At 66.1% G+C, this 18,873-nt stretch carries 21 protein-coding genes and 1 tRNA gene; 11 read left to right on the top strand and 11 right to left on the bottom strand.

Annotated features, from left to right (window positions below; genetic code table 11):
* Positions 1 to 29 precede the first annotated feature (29 nt).
* A complete protein-coding gene (locus GNX71_RS31920) occupies positions 30 to 1,049 on the top strand; it encodes a thiamine pyrophosphate-dependent dehydrogenase E1 component subunit alpha (RefSeq protein ID WP_206176109.1) in 1,020 nt (339 codons plus the stop codon).
* On the top strand, positions 1,040 to 2,005 hold the full coding sequence (locus tag GNX71_RS31925; RefSeq protein WP_206176110.1) for a transketolase C-terminal domain-containing protein: 966 nt from the start codon (positions 1,040 to 1,042) through the stop codon (positions 2,003 to 2,005). Before GNX71_RS31920 ends, GNX71_RS31925 begins: the two co-directional genes overlap by 10 nt.
* A 10-nt stretch (positions 2,006 to 2,015) precedes the next feature.
* Here GNX71_RS31925 and GNX71_RS31930 read toward each other — a convergent pair whose 3' ends face one another.
* Positions 2,016 to 2,795, bottom strand: coding sequence for an SDR family oxidoreductase (locus tag GNX71_RS31930; protein ID WP_206176111.1), 780 nt, complete (start codon positions 2,793 to 2,795; stop codon positions 2,016 to 2,018).
* A gap of 124 nt (positions 2,796 to 2,919) precedes the next feature.
* Here GNX71_RS31930 and GNX71_RS31935 point away from each other — a divergent pair, with 124 nt between their 5' ends.
* Together GNX71_RS31935 and GNX71_RS31940 are read left to right on the top strand one after the other, a co-directional pair.
* Positions 2,920 to 3,846 carry a LysR family transcriptional regulator gene (locus GNX71_RS31935; protein WP_206176112.1) on the top strand — a complete coding sequence of 309 codons (927 nt, stop codon included), beginning with the start codon at positions 2,920 to 2,922 and terminating at the stop codon, positions 3,844 to 3,846.
* Between the two features lie 64 nt (positions 3,847 to 3,910).
* Positions 3,911 to 4,930 carry a tripartite tricarboxylate transporter substrate binding protein gene (locus GNX71_RS31940; protein ID WP_206176113.1) on the top strand — a complete coding sequence of 340 codons (1,020 nt, stop codon included), beginning with the start codon at positions 3,911 to 3,913 and terminating at the stop codon, positions 4,928 to 4,930.
* Positions 4,931 to 4,939: 9 nt separating this feature from the next.
* Here the strand turns inward: GNX71_RS31940 and GNX71_RS31945 are convergent, their stop codons facing one another.
* Together GNX71_RS31945 and GNX71_RS31950 are read right to left on the bottom strand one after the other, a co-directional pair.
* A complete protein-coding gene (locus GNX71_RS31945; RefSeq protein ID WP_206176114.1) occupies positions 4,940 to 5,263 on the bottom strand; it encodes a DUF1840 domain-containing protein in 324 nt (107 codons plus the stop codon).
* A gap of 11 nt (positions 5,264 to 5,274) precedes the next feature.
* Positions 5,275 to 6,546: a cyclopropane-fatty-acyl-phospholipid synthase family protein gene (locus GNX71_RS31950; protein ID WP_206176115.1), complete on the bottom strand. Its 1,272-nt coding sequence runs from the start codon at positions 6,544 to 6,546 to the stop codon at positions 5,275 to 5,277.
* Positions 6,547 to 6,662: 116 nt separating this feature from the next.
* Here GNX71_RS31950 and GNX71_RS31955 point away from each other — a divergent pair, with 116 nt between their 5' ends.
* From GNX71_RS31955 to GNX71_RS31980, 6 genes are read left to right on the top strand one after another with little or no spacing between them, the layout of a single operon-like run.
* Complete coding sequence (locus GNX71_RS31955; protein WP_206176116.1) at positions 6,663 to 9,047, top strand: bifunctional salicylyl-CoA 5-hydroxylase/oxidoreductase; 2,385 nt, start codon at positions 6,663 to 6,665, stop codon at positions 9,045 to 9,047.
* Position 9,048: 1 nt separating this feature from the next.
* Entirely contained in the window at positions 9,049 to 9,528 is a 480-nt protein-coding gene (locus GNX71_RS31960) for a MarR family transcriptional regulator (RefSeq protein ID WP_206176117.1), read from the top strand.
* Positions 9,525 to 10,379 (top strand): enoyl-CoA hydratase family protein, encoded by an 855-nt coding sequence (locus GNX71_RS31965; protein ID WP_206176118.1) that lies wholly within the window; start codon positions 9,525 to 9,527, stop codon positions 10,377 to 10,379. Before GNX71_RS31960 ends, GNX71_RS31965 begins: the two co-directional genes overlap by 4 nt.
* A gap of 4 nt (positions 10,380 to 10,383) precedes the next feature.
* A complete protein-coding gene (locus GNX71_RS31970) occupies positions 10,384 to 11,577 on the top strand; it encodes an acyl-CoA dehydrogenase family protein (RefSeq protein ID WP_206176119.1) in 1,194 nt (397 codons plus the stop codon).
* A 5-nt stretch (positions 11,578 to 11,582) separates the two neighbouring features.
* Complete coding sequence (locus GNX71_RS31975; protein WP_206176120.1) at positions 11,583 to 13,205, top strand: AMP-binding protein; 1,623 nt, start codon at positions 11,583 to 11,585, stop codon at positions 13,203 to 13,205.
* On the top strand, positions 13,202 to 13,600 hold the full coding sequence (locus GNX71_RS31980; RefSeq protein ID WP_042577483.1) for a RidA family protein: 399 nt from the start codon (positions 13,202 to 13,204) through the stop codon (positions 13,598 to 13,600). Before GNX71_RS31975 ends, GNX71_RS31980 begins: the two co-directional genes overlap by 4 nt.
* 27 nt (positions 13,601 to 13,627) lie before the next feature.
* Here GNX71_RS31980 and GNX71_RS31985 read toward each other — a convergent pair whose 3' ends face one another.
* Complete coding sequence (locus GNX71_RS31985) at positions 13,628 to 14,602, bottom strand: GlxA family transcriptional regulator (RefSeq protein ID WP_206176121.1); 975 nt, start codon at positions 14,600 to 14,602, stop codon at positions 13,628 to 13,630.
* A 124-nt stretch (positions 14,603 to 14,726) separates the two neighbouring features.
* On the opposite strand from GNX71_RS31985, the gene GNX71_RS31990 reads away from it, so the two are divergent.
* The gene (locus GNX71_RS31990) at positions 14,727 to 15,368 is read left to right on the top strand and encodes an HD domain-containing protein (RefSeq protein ID WP_206179802.1); all 642 of its coding nucleotides are present in this window, start codon (positions 14,727 to 14,729) and stop codon (positions 15,366 to 15,368) included.
* 110 nt (positions 15,369 to 15,478) lie between these two features.
* On the opposite strand, the gene GNX71_RS31995 is transcribed toward GNX71_RS31990, so the two are convergent.
* The 7 genes from GNX71_RS31995 to rpmJ form a co-directional block, all read right to left on the bottom strand.
* Positions 15,479 to 15,555: transfer RNA gene (locus tag GNX71_RS31995), tRNA-Met, on the bottom strand.
* Between the two features lie 18 nt (positions 15,556 to 15,573).
* Positions 15,574 to 15,972, bottom strand: coding sequence for a 50S ribosomal protein L17 (gene rplQ / locus GNX71_RS32000; protein WP_093243007.1), 399 nt, complete (start codon positions 15,970 to 15,972; stop codon positions 15,574 to 15,576).
* Positions 15,973 to 16,061: 89 nt separating this feature from the next.
* The gene (gene rpoA, locus GNX71_RS32005) at positions 16,062 to 17,051 is read right to left on the bottom strand and encodes a DNA-directed RNA polymerase subunit alpha (protein ID WP_009124827.1); all 990 of its coding nucleotides are present in this window, start codon (positions 17,049 to 17,051) and stop codon (positions 16,062 to 16,064) included.
* Between the two features lie 139 nt (positions 17,052 to 17,190).
* Positions 17,191 to 17,814 carry a 30S ribosomal protein S4 gene (rpsD, locus tag GNX71_RS32010; protein ID WP_009124826.1) on the bottom strand — a complete coding sequence of 208 codons (624 nt, stop codon included), beginning with the start codon at positions 17,812 to 17,814 and terminating at the stop codon, positions 17,191 to 17,193.
* 129 nt (positions 17,815 to 17,943) lie between these two features.
* Positions 17,944 to 18,348: a 30S ribosomal protein S11 gene (gene rpsK, locus GNX71_RS32015; protein ID WP_009124825.1), complete on the bottom strand. Its 405-nt coding sequence runs from the start codon at positions 18,346 to 18,348 to the stop codon at positions 17,944 to 17,946.
* 12 nt (positions 18,349 to 18,360) lie between these two features.
* The gene (gene rpsM, locus GNX71_RS32020) at positions 18,361 to 18,726 is read right to left on the bottom strand and encodes a 30S ribosomal protein S13 (RefSeq protein ID WP_013544105.1); all 366 of its coding nucleotides are present in this window, start codon (positions 18,724 to 18,726) and stop codon (positions 18,361 to 18,363) included.
* 23 nt (positions 18,727 to 18,749) lie between these two features.
* On the bottom strand, positions 18,750 to 18,863 hold the full coding sequence (gene rpmJ, locus GNX71_RS32025; protein ID WP_013544106.1) for a 50S ribosomal protein L36: 114 nt from the start codon (positions 18,861 to 18,863) through the stop codon (positions 18,750 to 18,752).
* Positions 18,864 to 18,873 lie beyond the last annotated feature (10 nt).

The raw sequence follows: 18,873 nt of genomic DNA on the forward strand, positions 1-18,873 counted from the left end.
GCGCCCATTCCAGAGGCGCTGGAGACAAGATGGACTCGAGCACTTCCGGCGCCGGTGAGGCGCTCTATCGCACCATGGTGCGCATCCGCGCCTTCGAGAACGCCGCAGAAACAGCCAGCCAGGGCGGCGTGAGCGCCTATGGCCAGCAGGCCGGCGGTGCCGCAAAAGTGCGCGGGCCGCTGCATCTCTCGACCGGGCAGGAGGCTGTGCCCGCCGGCGTGTGCGCCCACCTGCGCACCAGCGACTACCTCACCTCCACCCATCGCGGCCACGGCCACACGCTGGCCAAGGGTGCGGACCTCACCCGCATGATGTGCGAGCTGTTCGGCAAGGCCACGGGCTTCAACGGCGGCAAGGGCGGCTCGATGCACATCGCGGATTTCTCGGTCGGCATGCTGGGCGCCAACGGCGTGGTGGCGGCGGGGCTGCCGATTGCGGTGGGCGCGGCGCATGCGCAGAAGCTGATGAAGAAAAGTGACGACATCACGGTCTGCTTTTTCGGCGACGGTGCGATCAATCGCGGCCCTTTTCTCGAAGCGTTGAACTGGGCGCGCGTGTACGAGCTGCCGGTGCTCTTCGTCTGCGAGGACAACCGCTGGAGCGCGACCACCGCGAGCGGGCCGATGACGGCCGGCGACGGCGCCTCGGCACGCGCCGCCTCGATGGACATCGCAGCCACGCAGGTCGATGGCAACGACGTGTTCGCGGTGCACGAGGCCGCCGCTCGGCTCGTGAATGAAGTGCGCGGCGGCGCCGGGCCGCGCCTGCTGCATGCGCTGACGTACCGCGTGAAAGGGCATGTGTCGGTCGATCTCGCGGCCTACCGCGATCCGGCCGAGCTGGCCGCGGCGCTGGAGACCGATCCGATCGCGCGCACGCGCGGCCACCTGCTCTCGGCCGGCGTGAACGCGGCCACGCTCGACGCCATCGAGAACGCGGCACGCGACGAAGTCGACACCGCGCTGGCCATCGCCGATGCAGCGCCCTGGCCCGATGCGAGCGCCGCATTCACCGACGTGCAGACCACCGGAGCGGGCCAATGGCATTGAGCAAGGAACTGAGTTACTCCGAAGCCGCCGTGCTCGCCGTGCAGCGCGAGATGGAAGCCGATGCGCGCGTGGTCGTGCTCGGCGAGGACGTGGGCCGCGGCGGCATCTTCGGCCAGTACAGGGGGCTGCAGCAAACCTTCGGCGCCGAGCGCGTGATCGACACGCCGATCAGCGAGGCCGCGATCATGGGCGCCGGCGTGGGCATGGCGCTCGCGGGGCTGCGGCCGGTGGTCGAGATGCGCGTGGTCGACTTCGCGCTCTGCGGCATGGACGAACTGGTGAACCAGGCCGCCAAGAACCGCTTCATGTTCGGGGGCCAGGGCCGTGTGCCGCTGGTGGCGCGCATGCCGGGCGGCATCTGGGACGCATCGGCGGCGCAGCACTCGCAATCGCTCGAAGCATGGTTCGCGCACCTGCCGGGCGTGGTGGTGGTGAGCCCTTCCACGCCGCAGGACAACTACGGCTTGCTGCGCGCCGCGCTGCAGTGCGGCGACCCGGTCGTCTATATAGAACACAAGACGCTGTGGGGCCTGCGCGGCGAAGTCGACGAAGACATCGCCGTGCCGCTCGGCAAGGCGGCGCGGGTGCGCGAGGGCAACGCGCTCACGCTCGTGAGCTGGAGCCGGCAGATGCAGGCCTGCGCTGCAGCGTGCGATGCGCTCGCGGCAGAAGGCATTGCGGTGGACCTGATCGACCTGCGCACGCTGTGGCCTTGGGACCGCGAGACGGTGCTCTCTTCGTGCGCGCGCACCGGGCGATTGCTGGTGGTGCACGAGGCGGTGCAGGCCGCGGGCTTCGGCGCGGAGATCGCGGCCAGCGCCGCGGAAGCCACGGGCTGCCGCATCGCTCGGCTTGGCGCACCGCGCATTCCGGTCGGCTATGCGCCGGTGCTGGAGGCGCAGTCGCGCGTCGGCGTGGAGGCCATCGCGGCCGCCGCGAAGAAGCTGCTCGGCTGACGCCTGCAGATCAGGCCGTGTACCCGCCGTCGACGCTCAGGCTGGCGCCGGTGACGAAGCCGCCGTCCGGGCCCACGAGGTAGGCGACCATGCCGGCGATCTCTTCGGCGCGGCCGTGGCGCGGCAGGGCCATCACGTCGTGCATCGAGGCGGCGCGCGGTCCGCTGGCGGGATTCATGTCGGTATCGACCGGGCCGGGCTGCACGTTGTTCACGGTGATGCCGCGCGCGCCCAGGTCGCGTGCCAGGCCGCGCGTGAGGCCGACGATCGCAGCCTTGCTCATGGCATAGACGCTGGCGCCCGCGGCAGGCACGCGCTCGGCGTTGATGCTGCCGATGTTGACGATGCGCCCGCCGTCGCCCATGTGGCGCGCGGCCGCCTGGGCGGCCACGAACACGGCGCGCACGTTGACGTCCACGGTGCGGTCGAAATCCGCGAGCGAGAAGGTGTCGAGCTCGCCGCCCAGGTAGACACCGGCGTTGTTGACAAGGATGTCGAGCCGGTCGAATGCATTGGCGCCCTGCGCGACGGCGGCCGACAGCGCGGCGGCATCGCCGGCGTCGGCGCGGATGGCGAGTGCCCGGCCGCCTGCGGCCTGGATTTCGGCCGCCAGCTTGTCGGCCTCGGCCTGGGCGCTCACATAGGTGAAGGCCACGGCGGCGCCGTCGCGCGCCAGGCGGCGCACGATGGCCGCGCCGATGCCGCGCGAACCGCCGGTGACGAAGGCGGCCTTGCCGGCCAGGACGGGAGAAGAAGAGGAGGTGGAAGCGGTGGAAGCGGTGGAAGCCATGATTTTTTCCGTTGGATCAGTGGAGGAATGACTTCAGTGTCGGGATTCCACTCCCTTCCCGGTAGTCATCAATCAAGGCAATCAAATTCAACCCAAAGTTGAAGATGAGATCGAAAATGAGCGCATGGAACCGCTCAATCACCTCGAATCCTTCGTCCAGAGTGCGGAGGGCGGCAGCTTCTCGGCGGCCGCGCGGCGCCTCGGGCTCACGCCGGCGGCGGTCAGCAAGAACGTGGCGCGGCTGGAAGCCCGGCTGGGCGTGCGCCTCTTCCAGCGCAGCACGCGCCGCCTCACGCTGACCGAGGGCGGGGAGCGCTTCCTCGCGCAGATCGGCGGGCCGCTCGCCACGTTGCAGGACGCGGTGGCGGGCCTGGCCAAGGACGACGGCCAGCCGTCCGGCACCCTGAAAGTGAGCATGGGCCAAGCCTTCGGGCGCGAGTACGTGCTGCCGATGATGGGCGACTTCCTGGCGCGCTATCCGGCCATCCTGCCCGACTGGTACTTCGACAACCAGCAGGTGGACCTGGTCGGCGAGGGCTTCGACGCGGCCATCGGCGGCGGCATCGAGTTGTCGCCCGGCATGGTGGCGCGCGAGCTGTCGCGCATCCACGTGGTGGCGGTCGCCTCGCCGGCCTACCTGGCGGGGCGCGAGCTGCCCGGGCAACCCGCCGACCTGGCGCAACTCGACGCGCTGCTGCGGCGCTCCTCGCCCACCGGGCGGCTGCGCAGCTGGACGCTGCAGCACGCGGGCGGCCAGCAGGCCACGGTGGAGCTGCCGCGGCCGCGCGCGATCTTCAACGACCCCGAGGCCATTGCCCACGCCGCGCTGATGGGGCTGGGCGTGGCGATGCTGCCGATGCCTTTCGTCGAGCGGGGCCTCTGCAGCGGCGAACTGGTGCGGCTGCTGCCCGAATGGCATTTCGACGCGGGAGTGGTGTGGCTCTACTACCCGAGCAAGAAGCTGCTGCCGCCAAAGACGCGCGCGTTCGTCGATTTCGTGCTGGAACGCTTTCGCCGCGAGCGTTTCGCCGAGCGGATGCAGGTGGCCTGAAAGCACCGGTTCCCGGGGTTTTCACTCGCGGCGGCGGGGAGGGTTCACCTGTACAAACACGCGCATGAACTTATCTTTCAAAACGAATCGCCGGGCCGCGCTGACGGCGTCGGCCGCTGCTGCCGCCATCGCCCTGATGGCGCCCGCCGCGTGGGCCCAGGGCACCTGGCCGACCAAGCCCGTGCGCATCGTCGTGCCCTTCGCGGCCGGCGGCACCACCGACATCCTGGCGCGCGCCGTGGCGCCCGAGCTCTCCAAGGCCTTCGGCCAGCAGTTCATCGTGGACAACCGCGCGGGCGCGGGCGGCAACGTGGGCGCCGAGCTCGTGGCGCGCGCGCCGAACGACGGCTACACGCTGCTGATGGGCACGGTGGGCACGCACGGCATCAACCGCGCGCTGTACCCCAAGCTGCCCTTCGACCCGATCAAGGACTTCGTGCCGATCACGCTGGTGGCCGCCGTGCCGAACGTGATGGAGATGAACGCCGAGAAAGCCAAGGCGCTGAACATCCACAACGTGCAGGACTTCATCAAGTACGCCAAGGCGAACCCGGGCAAGCTGAACATGGCGTCGAGCGGCAGCGGCACCTCGATCCATCTGGCGGGCGAGCTCTTCAAGAGCATGACCGGAACCTTCATGGCCCACATCCCGTACAAGGGCTCGGGCCCAGCGCTGCTGGACATGGTGGGCGGCAATGCCGACGTGATGTTCGACAACCTGCCTTCGTCGATGGCGCAGATCAAGGGCGGCAAGCTCACCGCGCTGGCCGTGACCAGCTCGCAGCGCTCGCCGGCGCTGCCTGACCTTCCGACGGTGGAGGAAGCGGGCGGCCCGACGCTCAAGGGATTTGAGGCGAGCTCATGGTTCGGCCTTCTGGCGCCGGCCGGCACCTCGCCCGAGATCGTGAACCGGATTCAGCAGGAAGTGGCCAAGTCGCTCGGCACGCCCGCCATCAAGGAGAAGATGCTCGCGCAGGGTGCGATCCCGAGCGGCAATTCGCCGGCCGACTTCACGAAGCTCATTGCGAGCGAGCACGTGAAGTGGGCGAAGGTCGTGAAAGACTCCGGCGCAAAGGTCGACTGACCGGGACGCTCAGGTCTTCCAGGTCACGTCCTTCTTGTCGGCCAGGGAGTCCTTGAGCATGTGAAGCAGGGGGGCTGCACGCTGGTGCAGTCCTACATGCTGCTTCTCGGCGTCGCTGGTGTGGCCTTCGACGGCGTAGTCGTCGTTGTTGTGGGCATTGCTGCCCTCGCGGGCCAGTGCGGCCTCGAGTGCGGAGATGGCGCCTGGAATCTGCTCGACCGTGACGATGCCTTGCGGCGCGGCCGACTTGCCGATGATGTCGAGCAGTTGGCGCGCGTGCACTTCGAGCATCACGAAATCAGCGGAAGCCCGGGACTGGAAACGATAGAGCATGGTTTTCTCACTCACTTGTAGATGTAGTCACGGGCAAAAGGGTACACCGATTGCGCGCCGCGCAAGACGTCCGCGCGCCCTACATTCCCGTCAGGCTTTGTCGACAACATCTGGTGCAGGGAGATCCATCCCTGCTCGAAACTCATGGCCGAACCCGCCAGGTACAGGCGGTAGGCGCGCAGCACGCGCTCCGCGTTCTCGCCCTGGCGGCCGCCGCTGCGCTGCAGCACCTCGCGGGCGGTGTCCAGTTGCGCCTCGAGCGCATCCGACCAGGCCCAGAGCGTGCGCGCATAGTGCGGGCGCAGGCTCTCGGTGTCGACCATCTCCAGGCCTGCCGCCGCCGTCTCGCGCAGCACGTGCGTGACGTGCAGCAACTCGCCGCCGGGGAAGATGTACTTCTCGATGAAGTCGCCCATGCCCGCGCCCAGTTGCCGGTAGTTCAGCTCGCCCGAGGTGATGCCGTGGTTGAGCACCAGGCCGCCCGGCTTGAGCAGCGTGTGGATCTTGCGGAAGTACGTCGGCATGTTGGCCGCGCCCACGTGCTCGAACATGCCCACGGAGGAAATCTTGTCGAACGGCTGGGTGTCCGGCAGTTCGCGGTAGTCGCGCAGCTCCACGCGAACCCGGTCCTGCAGTCCCTTCTCTTCGATGAGCCGCTGCACGTAGGCATGCTGGTTCTTCGACAGCGTGATGCCGGTGGCGTCCACGCCGTAGTGCTCGGCGGCCCACAGCAGCAGCGCGCCCCAGCCGGAGCCGATGTCCAGGTAGCGCTCGCCCGGCTGCAGCATCAGCTTGCGGCAGATGTGGTCGAGCTTGGCCTCCTGCGCCTGCGCGAGCGTGAGCTCGGGCGAGCGGAAGTAGGCGCATGAGTACACGCGGCGCGGATCCAGCCACAGCGCGTAGAAATCGTCGGAAACGTCGTAGTGGAACTCGATCTGCGCGGCGTCCTTGCGCAGCGAATGCGAGCCGCGCGACTTGGCGCGGTGCTGCAGCCGGCTCCACCAGCTGGTGTCGGTCTCCGCCGGGTTGCCGGGCAGCATGCCGACGGTGGCGTCGATCAGGTCGCGCATGGCGCCCTCGATCTGTACCTTGCCCTCGACGTAGGCCTCCCCGATGGCGCCCACCTGCCGGGCGGCCAGCTTGGCCAGCACCGTCCACTCCTTGAAAGCCAGCGTGACGCGGGCTCCCGCCTGGGCAACGCGCCGGCCATCCGGCAGTTCCAGCGCGATGGGGACAGGCAGCGAAGCCAGCTGCGACTCGATCTTGGGTATCAAGTTTTGCATGGGGCCCATGGTATTGATTTTTGCAAGTGTTTGCATCCCTCTCTACACGGCCTCCTGCAGGACCCGTTACGAAACCAGCATTGACAGCAGATTGTTTATGTCTAAACTATTCAACCATGAACAGCCTCAGCCCGCTCCCATCCGCTCCCGCCTCGGACCTCCAGCGCATCCTGTGCATCGGCGGCGGTCCGGCGGGCTTGTATTTCGCGCTGCTGATGAAGGCGCGCAACCCTGCGCTGCAGATCACGGTGGTGGAGCGCAACCGGCCCTTCGACACCTTCGGCTGGGGCGTGGTGCTGAGCGACCAGACGCTGGGCAACCTCAAGGCGGCCGATGCCGACACCGCCGCGCTGATCGGCAACGAGTTCCATCACTGGGACGACATCCAGGTCTTCTTCAAGGGCGGCCAGGTGCGCTCGGGTGGCCACGGCTTCTGCGGCATCGGGCGCAAGCGCCTGCTCAACATCCTGCAGGAGCGCTGCCTCGCGCTGGGCGTGGACCTCGTGTTCGAAACCGACGCCACCGACGACCAGGCCATCGCCGCGCAGTACAAGGCCGACCTCGTGATCGCGAGCGATGGCCTCAACAGCCGCATCCGCCAGCGCTATGCCGACGTGTTCAAGCCCGACGTCGACCTGCGCAACTGCCGCTTCGTGTGGCTGGGCACGCACCAGACCTTCGACGCCTTCACCTTCGCGTTCGAGGAAACCGAGCACGGCTGGTTCCAGGCGCATGCCTACCAGTTCGACGACAAGACCTCGACCTTCATCGTCGAGACGCCCGAGGCGGTGTGGAAGGCCCATGGCCTCGACCAGATGGAACAGCCCGAAGCCATCGCCTTCTGCGAGAAGCTGTTCGCCAAATACCTGGGCGGCCACTCGCTGATCAGCAATGCCACGCACCTGCGCGGCTCGGCCAACTGGATCCGCTTTCCGCGCGTGGTGTGCGAACGCTGGACGCACCGCATCGACGTCGAAGGCCGCTCGGTGCCTGTCGTGCTGATGGGCGACGCCGCGCACACGGCGCATTTCTCGATCGGCTCGGGCACCAAGCTCGCGCTCGAAGATGCGATCGATCTCGCGAACGAATTCGAGCAGGGCGGTACCGTCGACCACGTGCTCGAAGGCTACGAGGCGCGCCGCAGCGTCGAGGTGCTGAAGATCCAGAACGCCGCGCGCAACTCCACCGAGTGGTTCGAGAACGTGCCGCGCTACACCGGCATGCAGATCGAGCAGTTCGCCTATTCGCTGCTCACGCGCTCGCAGCGCATCAGCCACGAGAACCTGCGCGTGCGCGACACGAAATGGCTCGGCGGCTACGAGCAGTGGCTCGCGGGCGGCAAGGCGATGGCGCCGATGCTCATGCCGTACAAGGTGCGCGGGCTCACGCTGAAGAACCGCATCCTGGTTTCGCCGATGGCGACCTACAGCGCAGTCGATGGCGTGCCGCAAGATTTTCTGCTGGTGCACCTGGGCGCGCGCGCACTCGGCGGCGCGGCGATGGTGTTCGTCGAGATGACGAGCCCGACGCCCGAAGGCCGCATCACGCCGGCCTGCACCGGCCTCTACAACGACACGCAGCAAGCGGCCTTCAAGCGCATCGTCGATTTCGTGCACACGCAGTCGAGCGCGAAGATCGCGATGCAGCTCGGCCACAGCGGCCCGAAGGGCTCGACGCGCGTGGGCTGGGAAGGCACCGACGAGCCGCTCGAAGACGGCAATTGGCCGGTGCTCGGCGCCAGCGCATTGCCCTATGGTGAACAGAACCAGCTGCCGGCCGCGATCACGCGCGCCGAAATGGACACGCTGCGCGACCAGTTCGTCGATTCGACCCGCCGCACCGTCGAATGCGGCTTCGACTGGCTCGAGCTGCACTGCGCACACGGCTACCTGCTGTCGGCCTTCATCAGCCCGCTCACCAACCAGCGCACCGACGAATACGGCGGCGACATCGAGGCACGCTGCCGCTACCCGCTCGAAGTGTTCCGCGCGATGCGCGCCGTGTGGCCCGAGGACAAGCCGATGAGCGTGCGCATCTCCGCACACGACTGGGCGCCCGGCGGCAACACCGACGCAGACGCGGTCATCGTCGCGCGCCTCTTCAAGGAAGCCGGCGCCGACTTCATCGACGTGTCTTCCGGCCAGACCACGCGCGCGGCCAAGCCGGTGTACGGCCGCATGTACCAGACGCCGTTCTCCGACCGCATCCGCAACGAGGTCGGCATCTCGACCATCGCGGTGGGCGCGATCACCGAGGCGGACCAGGCCAACAGCATCATCGCGGCCGGCCGCGCCGACCTCTGCGCCATCGCGCGCCCGCACCTCGCGGACCCCGCATGGACGCTGCATGAAGCCGCGAAGCTGCAGAGCCGCGATGTCGACTGGCCCAAGCAATACCTCAGCGGCCGCGACCAGATGTACCGCGAGATCGCCAAGCAACAGCAGATGGCCGCGGCTGCGAACGCCGCGGTGGCGGCGCAAAACACCGAGGAGACGCACTGACATGGACCTCGAAGCGCGCGCGCACAGCGAACACCCCGAAGCCTTGCGGCTCTGGCTGCGGCTGCTCACCTGCACCCAGATCATCGAGAAGCAGGTGCGCAACGAACTGCGCTCGCAGTTCGCGACCACGCTGCCGCGCTTCGATCTGATGTCGCAACTCGAGCGCTCGCCCGACGGACTGAAGATGAACGAGCTCTCGCGCCGGATGATGGTGACGGGCGGCAATGTCACCGGCATCACCGACCAGCTCGTGACCGAAGGGCTGGTCGAGCGCATTAACGTCGAAGGCGACCGCCGCGCCTGGCGCGTGCGGCTCACCGCGCGCGGCCGCAAGCTCTTCCACGAAATGGCGCAGCAGCACGAAGACTGGATCGTCGAGGCCTTCGCGGGCCTCAGCAGCAAGGAGATCGCGCAGCTGCACAAGCTGCTCGGCAAGGTCAAGCAACACTCACACAACCAATCGATGGCGGAGACCGAATGAAGCACTACATCGGCGCAGGCAATCCCATGCACGCGCAATTCGAAGCGAAGGCAGCCTACAAGGCCAAGCACTTCGCATGGAGCTACGAAGCCGGCGTCGGCACCGTCACGCTGAACCGGCCCGAGCGCAAGAACCCGCTGACCTTCGACTCGTACGCCGAGCTGCGCGACCTGTTCCGTGCGCTGAACTACGCGACCGACGTGAAGGCGATCGTGGTGACCGGCGCGGGCGGCAACTTCTGCTCGGGCGGCGACGTGCACGAGATCATCGGGCCGCTGACCGGCATGCGCATGCCCGAGCTGCTCGAGTTCACGCGCATGACGGGTGACCTGGTGAAGGCGATCCGCGCGTGTCCGCAACCGATCGTGGGTGCCATCGACGGCGTGTGCGCCGGTGCCGGCGCGATGATCGCGCTGGCCTGCGACCTGCGATACGGCTCGCCTTCGACGCGCACCGCGTTCCTCTTCACCCGCGTGGGCCTTGCCGGTGCGGACATGGGTGCGTGCGCACTGCTGCCGCGCGTGATCGGCCAGGGCCGTGCATCGGAACTGCTCTTCACTGGCCGCGCGATGACGGCGCAGGAAGGCCACGCCTGGGGCTTCTTCAATGCGCTGCACGAAAGCGATGCGCTGCTCGAAGCCGCCACCAAGATGGCGCGCGAACTGGCCGAAGGCCCGAGCTTCGCGCATGGCATGACCAAGACGATGCTGGCGCAGGAATGGTCGATGACCATCGACCAGGCGATCGAGGCCGAAGCGCAGGCGCAGGCGATCTGCATGCAGACCGAGGACTTCAAGCGCGCCTACGAAGCCTTCGCGGCGAAGCACAAGCCCGTGTTCGGTGGGGACTGAAGCCATGATGACGAAGATCCCTGCACCGCCTTCGACCGCGCATCTCGCGCTGCCGTTCTTCGACGAAGCCCATCACTCGCTCGCGCGTGACCTGCTGCCCTGGTGCGCGGCGCAAGAAATCGACGAGCGCGACGACCGCGCGGCTTGCCGCGAATGGGTACGGCGCCTGGGCGATGGCGGCTGGCTGCGCTATGCCGTGCCCGGCAGTGCGGGCGGCGCGCTGGAGCGCCTCGATTCGCGCGCGCTCGTGCTGCTGCGCGAGACGCTCGGCTACCACTCGCCGCTGGCCGACTTTGCCTTTGCAATGCAGGGGCTGGGCAGCGGTGCGATCACGCTCGCGGGCACGCCGGAGCAGCAATCGCAGTACCTGACTGCAGTCGGCAAAGGAAACAAGATCGCAGCCTTCGCATTGAGCGAACCCGATGCGGGCTCCGATGTGGCCGCGATGGCCATGCGCGCCGAACCCACGGCCGACGGCTGGCTGCTGAATGGCCAGAAGACCTGGATCAGCAACGGCGGCATCGCCGATTTCTATTGCGTGTTCGCGAAGACCGATCCGACGGGCGGCACGCGCGGCATCACGGTGTTCATCGTCGACGCGACGACGCCCGGACTCGACACCTCCGAGCACATCGACGTGATGGCGCCGCACCCGCTCGCCACGCTGCGCTTCGAGAACTGCGTCGTGCCGCGCACCGCGCAACTCGGCGAGCTCAACGGTGGCTTCAAGCTCGCGATGCGCACGCTCGACATCTTCCGCGCATCGGTCGCGGCGGCGGCGCTCGGCATGGGCCGTCGCGCACTCGCCGAAGCCATCGCACACGCGAAGAGCCGCCGCATGTTCGGCCAGACGCTCGCGGACTTCCAGCTCACGCAGGCCAAGCTCGGCGAGATGGCCGCGCTGATCGACAGCGCCGCACTGCTCACCTACCGCGCGGCATGGATGCGCGACGACGCAGAGCAACGCGGCGCAGCGGCAGTGGGCGATGTGTCCGCCGCTGCGGCGATGGCCAAGATGTGCGCCACCGAAAACGCGAGCCGCGTGATCGACATGGCGCTGCAGATGCACGGCGGCCTCGGCGTGAAGGTTGGCACGAAGATTGAAAGCCTCTACCGCGACATCCGCTCGCTGCGCATCTACGAAGGCGCGACGGAAGTCCAACAACTGATCATTGGCAAATCCGTTCTGCGGGGATAAATACCGTGTCTGCCCAAGTCGACCGCTTCGTTCACGACCGCCTGCCGCCTGCCGCGCAGCTGCCGGTCTTTCGCTACGACCTGCCCGAGCTGCAGTTGCCCGACCAGCTGAACCTCGTGGAGGAACTGCTGGACAAGGCCGACGCCAAGGGCTTCGGCGACAAGCCGATGCTGCGCTCGCCGGCGGGCACGCTCACGTACAAACAGGCCGCCGTCGAGGTCAACCGCATCGCGCAGGTTCTGACCGAAGACCTCGGCCTCGTGCCCGGCAACCGCGTGCTGCTGCGTGGCGGCAACTCGGTGGCAATGGCGCTCGCGTGGCTTGCGGTGGTGAAGGCCGGGTTGATCGCGGTGGCGACGATGCCGTTGCTGCGCGCCAAGGAGCTCGGCGAGATCATCGAGAAGGCGCGCCCCGTTGCCGCGCTGTGCGACGGTCGCCTGCTCGACGAGCTGGTGACCGCGCAGAAGGAGCATCCGGTGCTCGCAACGGTGATCGCATTCAACAAACCCGACGCGGCGGACTCGCTCTCCGCGCGCGCCGCGGGCAAGAGCGGCGTGTTCACCGCATGCCCCACCGCAGCCGACGACATCGCATTGCTCGCCTTCACCTCGGGCACCACGGGCAAGCCCAAGGCGCCCGTCACCACGCACCGCGACGTGCTCGCGATGTGCGAGACCTGGCCGCGCCATGTGCTCAAGGCGCGCAGCGACGACATCGTGGTGGGCTCGCCGCCGCTGGCCTTCACCTTCGGGCTCGGCGGCCTGCTCGTGTTCCCGATGTGGGCCGGTGCCTCGGTGTACTTCGCCGATGCGCCGTTCACGCCTGAAGGACTGGTGAAGCTCATCAACGAGGTCGGTGCGACCATCTGCTACACGGCGCCCACGTTCTATCGCCAGATGGCGCCCTTCGTGCGGCAGCACGGCATGCCCAGCCTGCGCATCAGCGTGAGCGCGGGCGAGGCCTTGCCCGATGCGACGCGCCAGCTGTGGAAGGAAGCCACCGGCATCGAGATGCTCGACGGCATCGGCGGCACCGAGGTGTTTCACATCTACATCTCCGCTGCGGGCGATGAAGTGCGAAAGGGCGCGGTCGGCAAGGCGGTGCCGGGCTTCACCGCGAAGGTGGTGGACGACAAGGGCAACGAGGTGCCGCACGGCACCGTCGGCAAGCTCGCATTGCAGGGGCCGGTCGGCTGCCGGTATCTGGACGATCCGCGCCAGGCCGACTACGTGAAGAACGGCTGGAACTACCCCGGCGATTCATTCGTGCAGGACGACGACGGCTACTTCTTCTACCAGGCGCGCGCCGACGACATGATCATCACTGCCGGCTACAACGTCGGCGGGCCGGAGGTCGAGGACGCCCTGCTCAAGCACCCTGCGGTCGCCGAGTGCGGCGTGATCGGCAAGCCCGACGCCGACCGCGGCATGATCGTGAAGGCCTTCTGCGTGCTCAAGCCCGGCAACGAAGGCGATGCAGCCCTCGTGAAGGCGCTGCAGGACCATGTGAAGGCCACCATCGCGCCCTTCAAATACCCGCGGGAAATCGAGTTCGTGACGGTGCTCCCGCGCACCGAGACCGGCAAGCTCCAGCGATTCAAACTGAGACAACTCAACAGCACACCATGATCAACAAACTCCTGCAGCCCGAAGGCTGGCTGCCTCCCAAGGGCTATGCGAACGGTGTCGCCGCGCGCGGCACCATGCTGTTCGTCGGCGGCCAGATCGGCTGGAATGCGCAGCAGCAGTTCGAGTCGGACGACTTCATCGAGCAGTGCGGCCTCGCGCTGCGCAACATCGCCGAGGTGCTGCGCGCGGGCGGCGCGGGCCCGGAGCACATGGTGCGCATGACCTGGTACGTGACGGACCGCGACGAGTACAGCCGCCGGCTTGCCGAGCTGGGCCCGGTCTATCGCGATGCGATGGGACGCAACTTCCCGGCGATGACCTGCGTGCAGGTGGCGGCGCTGGTCGAGCACCGCGCGAAGGTCGAGATCGAGGTCACGGCGGTCATTCCGGACTGATCGTTTTTCTTCTTCGCCGTGCCGTCGTCAGCCGACGGCGTGCGCGTAGCGCTTGCGGTACTCCGCCGGCGTGATGCCGACCTGGCGCTGGAACGCGCGCCGCAATGTGTCGGCATCGGCAAATCCACATTGGGCGGCCACCTGCTTCGGCGCGGCATCGCCGGCCTCGAGCAGCCGGCGTGCGGCGGAGACGCGAATCCCTTCCACCCAGGCTGCAGGTGTGGCCCCGACCTCTTGTGTGAACAGCCGCGCGAAGTGGCGAGGGCTCAGGCTCATGCGTTCGGCCAGGTGGGCAACGCTGTGGTCCTCCGCGGGGTTCGCTGCGATCCAGCGCTGCACCTCCTGCAGGGCCGATCGGCCGGTGGGCGCAGCTTCGCCCTTGCGGCTGAACTGCATCTGGCCACCGGGGCGCTTGAAGAACATCACGAGTTGGGCGGCGACCTTCATGGCGATCTCGCGGCCGAGGTCTTCCTCGACGAGCGCCAGCGACAGGTCGAGGCCCGCCGTCACGCCGGCGGCCGTGCGAAGGCGCCCATCGCGCACGTGGATCGCATCGGCATCGACCTGCACTGCGGGGAAGGCCTGCACCAATTGATCGGCCACTGCCCAGTGCGTCGTGACCCGCCTGCCGTTGAGCAACCCCGCCTGCGCCAGCACGAATGCGCCGCTGCAGACCGAGCCGAAACGGCGCGCCTTGGGCGTGAGCTCGCGCAGCCATGCGGTGACGTCGAGGTTGGTCGCCGCGCTCGCGGCATGCGGCGTGCCCGCCACGAGAAGCGTGTGGATCGGTTCGCCGATGTCCTCGCCGATGACGGCGTCGGGCATGAGCCGCACCCCCGATGAACTGCGGATCGCTCCGGGCTGGCTCGCGATCACGCGCAGCCGGTAGGCCTCGGTGCGCGCCTGCACGTTCGCCTCGGCGAACACGTCGAGCGGGCCGGAGACGTCCAGCAACTGGACGCCGGGCATGGCGAGGATCGCGATGGTCTTCGTGGTGAGCATGGTTGTTCTCTTTCGTGTCTCTTTCGACTCTGCAATGGCAGGATTTGCCGTATCACGTCCACTGAAGACACTGTAGCCGACTCCTAAAGTTGTTCTCACACTCACAGGAGAAATCCACATGGCTTTGACGACAACGATCGAAGGGGTCCGCATCCCCGACAGCAAGCTCGCAGGCGAGATCACCGAACTGGTCCGCGACACGGCGCCCTCGCTGCTGTTTCACCACTCCAGCCGCGTCTATTACTTCGGCGCACTGGCCGGCAAGCACCGCGGCCTGACCTTCGACCCGGAGCTGCTTTATGCAGGCGCGATGTTCCACGACATGGGGCTGGTGAAGGCGCACAGCAGCGCGAACGAGCGCTTCGAGGTCGACGGGGCGAATGTGGCGCGCGACTTTCTTCGCGGCCACGGGATCTCGCAACAGGACGTCGACCTGGTCTGGACCGCGATCGCGCTGCACACGACGCCGGGGATTCCGCAGCACATGCATCCGGTCGTGGCGCTGGTGACGGCCGGCGTCGAGATGGACGTGCTGGGACTGACCTATCCGGAGTACAGCGAAGCCGAGCGCACGCAGGTCGTGCATGCGCACCCGCGCACCGAGCACTTCAAGGAAGACATCATCCAGGCCTTCTACGATGGCATCAAGCACAAGCCGGAGACCACCTTCGGCAACGTGAAGGCCGATGTGATCGCGGACAAGGAGCCGCATTTCCATCGCGGCAATTTCTGCAGCGTGATTCGCTGTTCAGCCTGGCACGGCTGAAATTTCAGGGGGATCCGGGAAATAAAAAAGCCCTCATTGCGAGGGCTTGATTCATTCAATTCACCGACCCAAGAAAAAAGGCCCTTTGAAATTCAAAGGGCCTTTTAAATTGGTTGCGCGAGCAAGATTTGAACTTGCGACCTTTGGGTTATGAGCCCAACGAGCTACCAGGCTGCTCCATCGCGCGGCAAGATGGAATTATAACTTATTCTGCAGCGCCTTGCGCGGCATCTGCTTCTTTAATTTCAGGACGGTCGACCAGTTCGACCAGAGCCATCGGCGCGTTGTCGCCCACGCGGAAACCCATTTTCAGGATGCGCGTGTAGCCGCCCGGACGTGCCGCGAAACGCGGGCCCAGATCGGCGAAGAGCTTGACGACGCTGTCGCGGTCGCGCAGGCGGTCGAAGGCCAGGCGCTTGTTGGCGAGCGTGGGCTTCTTGGCGAGCGTGATCATCGGTTCGATGACGCGGCGCAGTTCCTTGGCCTTGGGGACCGTGGTCTTGATGACTTCGTGCTCGATGAGCGAATTCATCATGTTCTGCAGCATCGCAAGGCGGTGCGAGCTGGTGCGGTTGAGTTTGCGAAGTCCGTGTCCGTGACGCATGGTGCTTTTCCTTTACTTTATTAAACAGGCAGCCGTATCAGGTACTGCCCGGGCACGAGCCCTCATGGGCTCAATTCAAAAAACAAAAATCAACGCTTGTCGAGACCGGCCGGCGGCCAGCTTTCAAGCTTCATACCCAAGGTCAGGCCGCGCGAAGCGAGGACTTCCTTGATTTCGTTGAGCGACTTGCGACCCAGGTTGGGGGTCTTGAGCAACTCGTTCTCGGTGCGCTGGATCAGGTCACCGATGTAGTAGATGTTCTCGGCCTTCAGGCAGTTGGCCGAACGCACGGTGAGCTCGAGCTCGTCGACAGGGCGCAGCAGGATCGGATCGAATTGCTGTGCGCTGCGCGGTGCCGGTGCATCAAATGCAGCCAGTTCGCCGCCTTCGAGCTGCGCGAACACTGCGAGCTGCTCGACCAGGATTTTAGCCGAGGCGCGAACTGCATCTTCAGCGGTGATGGCACCGTTGGTTTCGATCTCGACCAGGAGCTTGTCCAGGTCGGTACGCTGTTCGACGCGGGCGCTTTCGACCGTGTAGCTCACGCGCTTGACGGGCGAGAACGACGCGTCGAGAACGATGCGGCCAATCGACTTGGTCGGCTCGTCGGCGTAGCGGCGCATCGTGCCGGGCACATAGCCGCGACCCTTTTCGACCTTGATCTGCATGTCGAGCTTGCCGCCTTGCGACAGGTGCGCGATCACGTGGTCGGGGTTGATGATCTCGACGTCGTGCGGGGTCTGGATGTCCGATGCTAGGACCGGGCCTTCGCCGTCCTTGCGCAGGCTCAGCGTGACTTCGTCGCGGTTGTGGAGCTTGAACACCACGCCCTTGAGATTCAGAAGGATGTTGACGACATCTTCCTGCACGCCGTCGATTGACGAGTACTCATGCAGAACGCCAGCGATCGTGACTTCGGTGGCCGAATAGCCGACCATGGACGACAGCAGAACGCGACGCAGCGCGTTGCCGAGCGTGTGGCCGTAGCCGCGCTCGAAAGGCTCGAGCGTGACCTTCGCCTTGTTGGCGGCAAGTTGCTCGACCTGGATGGTCTTGGGTTTCAGCAGGGTGGTTTGCATGCAGACTTCCTCTCAATACCCCCGGCTCGTTACACCGGTAAGGCTGGTGAAGCACCTGACCCGCAACGAAGCACGGGGCAGGAACGTGAACAACAAAAACTTGTTTCCCACACACGCGAGGTGTGCGGGAACAAAAAAATCAACGCGAATACAGTTCGACGATCAGCGATTCGTTGATGTCGGCTGCGAATTCGTCGCGATCGGGCACCTTCTTGAAGGTACCTTCAGCCTTGTCGGCGTTCACATCGACCCAGGCCGGGATACCGACTTGCTGGGCGAGTTGAAGGGCTTCGACAATGCGGTTCTGCTTCTTCGACTTGTCGCGCACGGCGATCACGTCGCCGGTCTTGACCAGGTACGACGGGATGTTGACCGACTGGCCGTTCACCGTGATCGCCTTGTGCGACACGAGTTGGCGTGCTTCAGCGCGGGTCGAGCCGAAGCCCATGCGGTAGACGACGTTGTCCAGGCGCGATTCGAGGATGAACAGCAGGTTGGCGCCAGTGTTGCCACGGCGGCGATCGGCTTCTTCGAAGTAGCGGCGGAATTGCTTTTCCAGCACACCGTACATGCGCTTGACCTTCTGCTTTTCACGCAGTTGCAGACCGTAGTCCGAGGTGCGCTGACCCGAAGTGCGACCGTGCTGGCCGGGCTTGGAATCGAACTTGGCCTTGTCTTGAATCGAACGACGGGCGCTCTTCAGGAACAGGTCGGTGCCTTCACGGCGGGAAAGTTTGGCCTTGGGGCCGAGGTAGCGTGCCACGAGTATTCCTTTGTGTCATCTGCCGCAGTTGCCTGCGGGAGCCATCGGCGGGACGCGGATGGCGGTGGGCTTAGTTAAAAAACAAATGCGCAGCCGCTCGAAAGCTGGCTGCGCCTTGCGGACTGACGATCAGATGCGGCGACGCTTCTGGGGACGGCAGCCGTTGTGCGGAACGGGCGTCACGTCGGCAATGGAATTGATCCGGATGCCGAGCGCAGCCAGTGCGCGCACTGACGATTCGCGACCGGGGCCCGGGCCCTTGATCTCGACGTCGAGGTTCTTGATACCTTGTTCGACAGCAGCACGGCCGGCCACTTCGGAAGCGACCTGCGCAGCGAACGGGGTCGACTTGCGCGAGCCCTTGAAGCCCTGGCCACCCGACGAAGCCCACGACAGGGCGTTGCCCTGGCGATCGGTGATCGTGATGATGGTGTTGTTGAACGAGGCATGCACGTGGGCGATACCGTCCGCAACGTTCTTGCGAACCTTCTTGCGAACGCGCTGTGCGGCGTTGTTTGCAGGTGCTTTAGCCATGCTGGTCTATCCTTATTTCTTCAGGGACTGCGCAGCCTTGCGCGGACCCTTGCGGGTGCGGGCATTGGTGCGCGTGCGCTGGCCGCGCATCGGCAGGCCGCGACGGTGACGGAAGCCGCGATAGCAGCCGATGTCCATCAAACGCTTGATGTTCATCGTCGTCTCGCGACGCAGATCGCCTTCGATCGTGAACAGAGCGATCTGATCGCGGATCTTCTCGAGATCGGCGTCGGTCAGATCCTTGATCTTCTTCGAATATTCGATGCCGCTCGCTTCGCAGATTTGACGGGCGCGGGTGCGACCGATACCGAAAATGGCGGTCAGGCCGATTTCAGCGTGCTTGTGCGGCGGGATGTTGATGCCAGCAATACGTGCCATGTGCGTCCTCTAATACTCTTCAATCAACCCTGGCGCTGCTTGTGGCGCGGGTCGGTGCAAATCACACGCACCACACCTTTACGGCGGATGACCTTGCAATTACGGCAGATGGTTTTGACCGAAGCCGAAACTCTCATTTCATTCTCC

Source organism: Variovorax sp. RKNM96 (assembly GCF_017161115.1).
Taxonomy (GTDB): Bacteria; Pseudomonadota; Gammaproteobacteria; order Burkholderiales; family Burkholderiaceae_C; genus Variovorax.

Bases quoted from the DNA above. Each gene is read 5' to 3' on its own strand.
- GNX71_RS31920 (WP_206176109.1), top strand. From the start codon at position 30: ATGGACTCGAGCACTTCCGGCGCCGGTGAGGCGCTCTATCGCACCATG.
- GNX71_RS31925 (WP_206176110.1), top strand. From the start codon at position 1,040: ATGGCATTGAGCAAGGAACTGAGTTACTCCGAAGCCGCCGTGCTCGCC.
- GNX71_RS31930 (WP_206176111.1), bottom strand. From the start codon at position 2,795: ATGGCTTCCACCGCTTCCACCGCTTCCACCTCCTCTTCTTCTCCCGTC.
- GNX71_RS31935 (WP_206176112.1), top strand. From the start codon at position 2,920: ATGGAACCGCTCAATCACCTCGAATCCTTCGTCCAGAGTGCGGAGGGC.
- GNX71_RS31940 (WP_206176113.1), top strand. From the start codon at position 3,911: ATGAACTTATCTTTCAAAACGAATCGCCGGGCCGCGCTGACGGCGTCG.
- GNX71_RS31945 (WP_206176114.1), bottom strand. From the start codon at position 5,263: ATGCTCTATCGTTTCCAGTCCCGGGCTTCCGCTGATTTCGTGATGCTC.
- GNX71_RS31950 (WP_206176115.1), bottom strand. From the start codon at position 6,546: ATGCAAAACTTGATACCCAAGATCGAGTCGCAGCTGGCTTCGCTGCCT.
- GNX71_RS31955 (WP_206176116.1), top strand. From the start codon at position 6,663: ATGAACAGCCTCAGCCCGCTCCCATCCGCTCCCGCCTCGGACCTCCAG.
- GNX71_RS31960 (WP_206176117.1), top strand. From the start codon at position 9,049: ATGGACCTCGAAGCGCGCGCGCACAGCGAACACCCCGAAGCCTTGCGG.
- GNX71_RS31965 (WP_206176118.1), top strand. From the start codon at position 9,525: ATGAAGCACTACATCGGCGCAGGCAATCCCATGCACGCGCAATTCGAA.
- GNX71_RS31970 (WP_206176119.1), top strand. From the start codon at position 10,384: ATGATGACGAAGATCCCTGCACCGCCTTCGACCGCGCATCTCGCGCTG.
- GNX71_RS31980 (WP_042577483.1), top strand. From the start codon at position 13,202: ATGATCAACAAACTCCTGCAGCCCGAAGGCTGGCTGCCTCCCAAGGGC.
- GNX71_RS31985 (WP_206176121.1), bottom strand. From the start codon at position 14,602: ATGCTCACCACGAAGACCATCGCGATCCTCGCCATGCCCGGCGTCCAG.
- rplQ (WP_093243007.1), bottom strand. From the start codon at position 15,972: ATGCGTCACGGACACGGACTTCGCAAACTCAACCGCACCAGCTCGCAC.
- rpoA (WP_009124827.1), bottom strand. From the start codon at position 17,051: ATGCAAACCACCCTGCTGAAACCCAAGACCATCCAGGTCGAGCAACTT.
- rpsK (WP_009124825.1), bottom strand. From the start codon at position 18,348: ATGGCTAAAGCACCTGCAAACAACGCCGCACAGCGCGTTCGCAAGAAG.
- rpsM (WP_013544105.1), bottom strand. From the start codon at position 18,726: ATGGCACGTATTGCTGGCATCAACATCCCGCCGCACAAGCACGCTGAA.
- rpmJ (WP_013544106.1), bottom strand. From the start codon at position 18,863: ATGAGAGTTTCGGCTTCGGTCAAAACCATCTGCCGTAATTGCAAGGTC.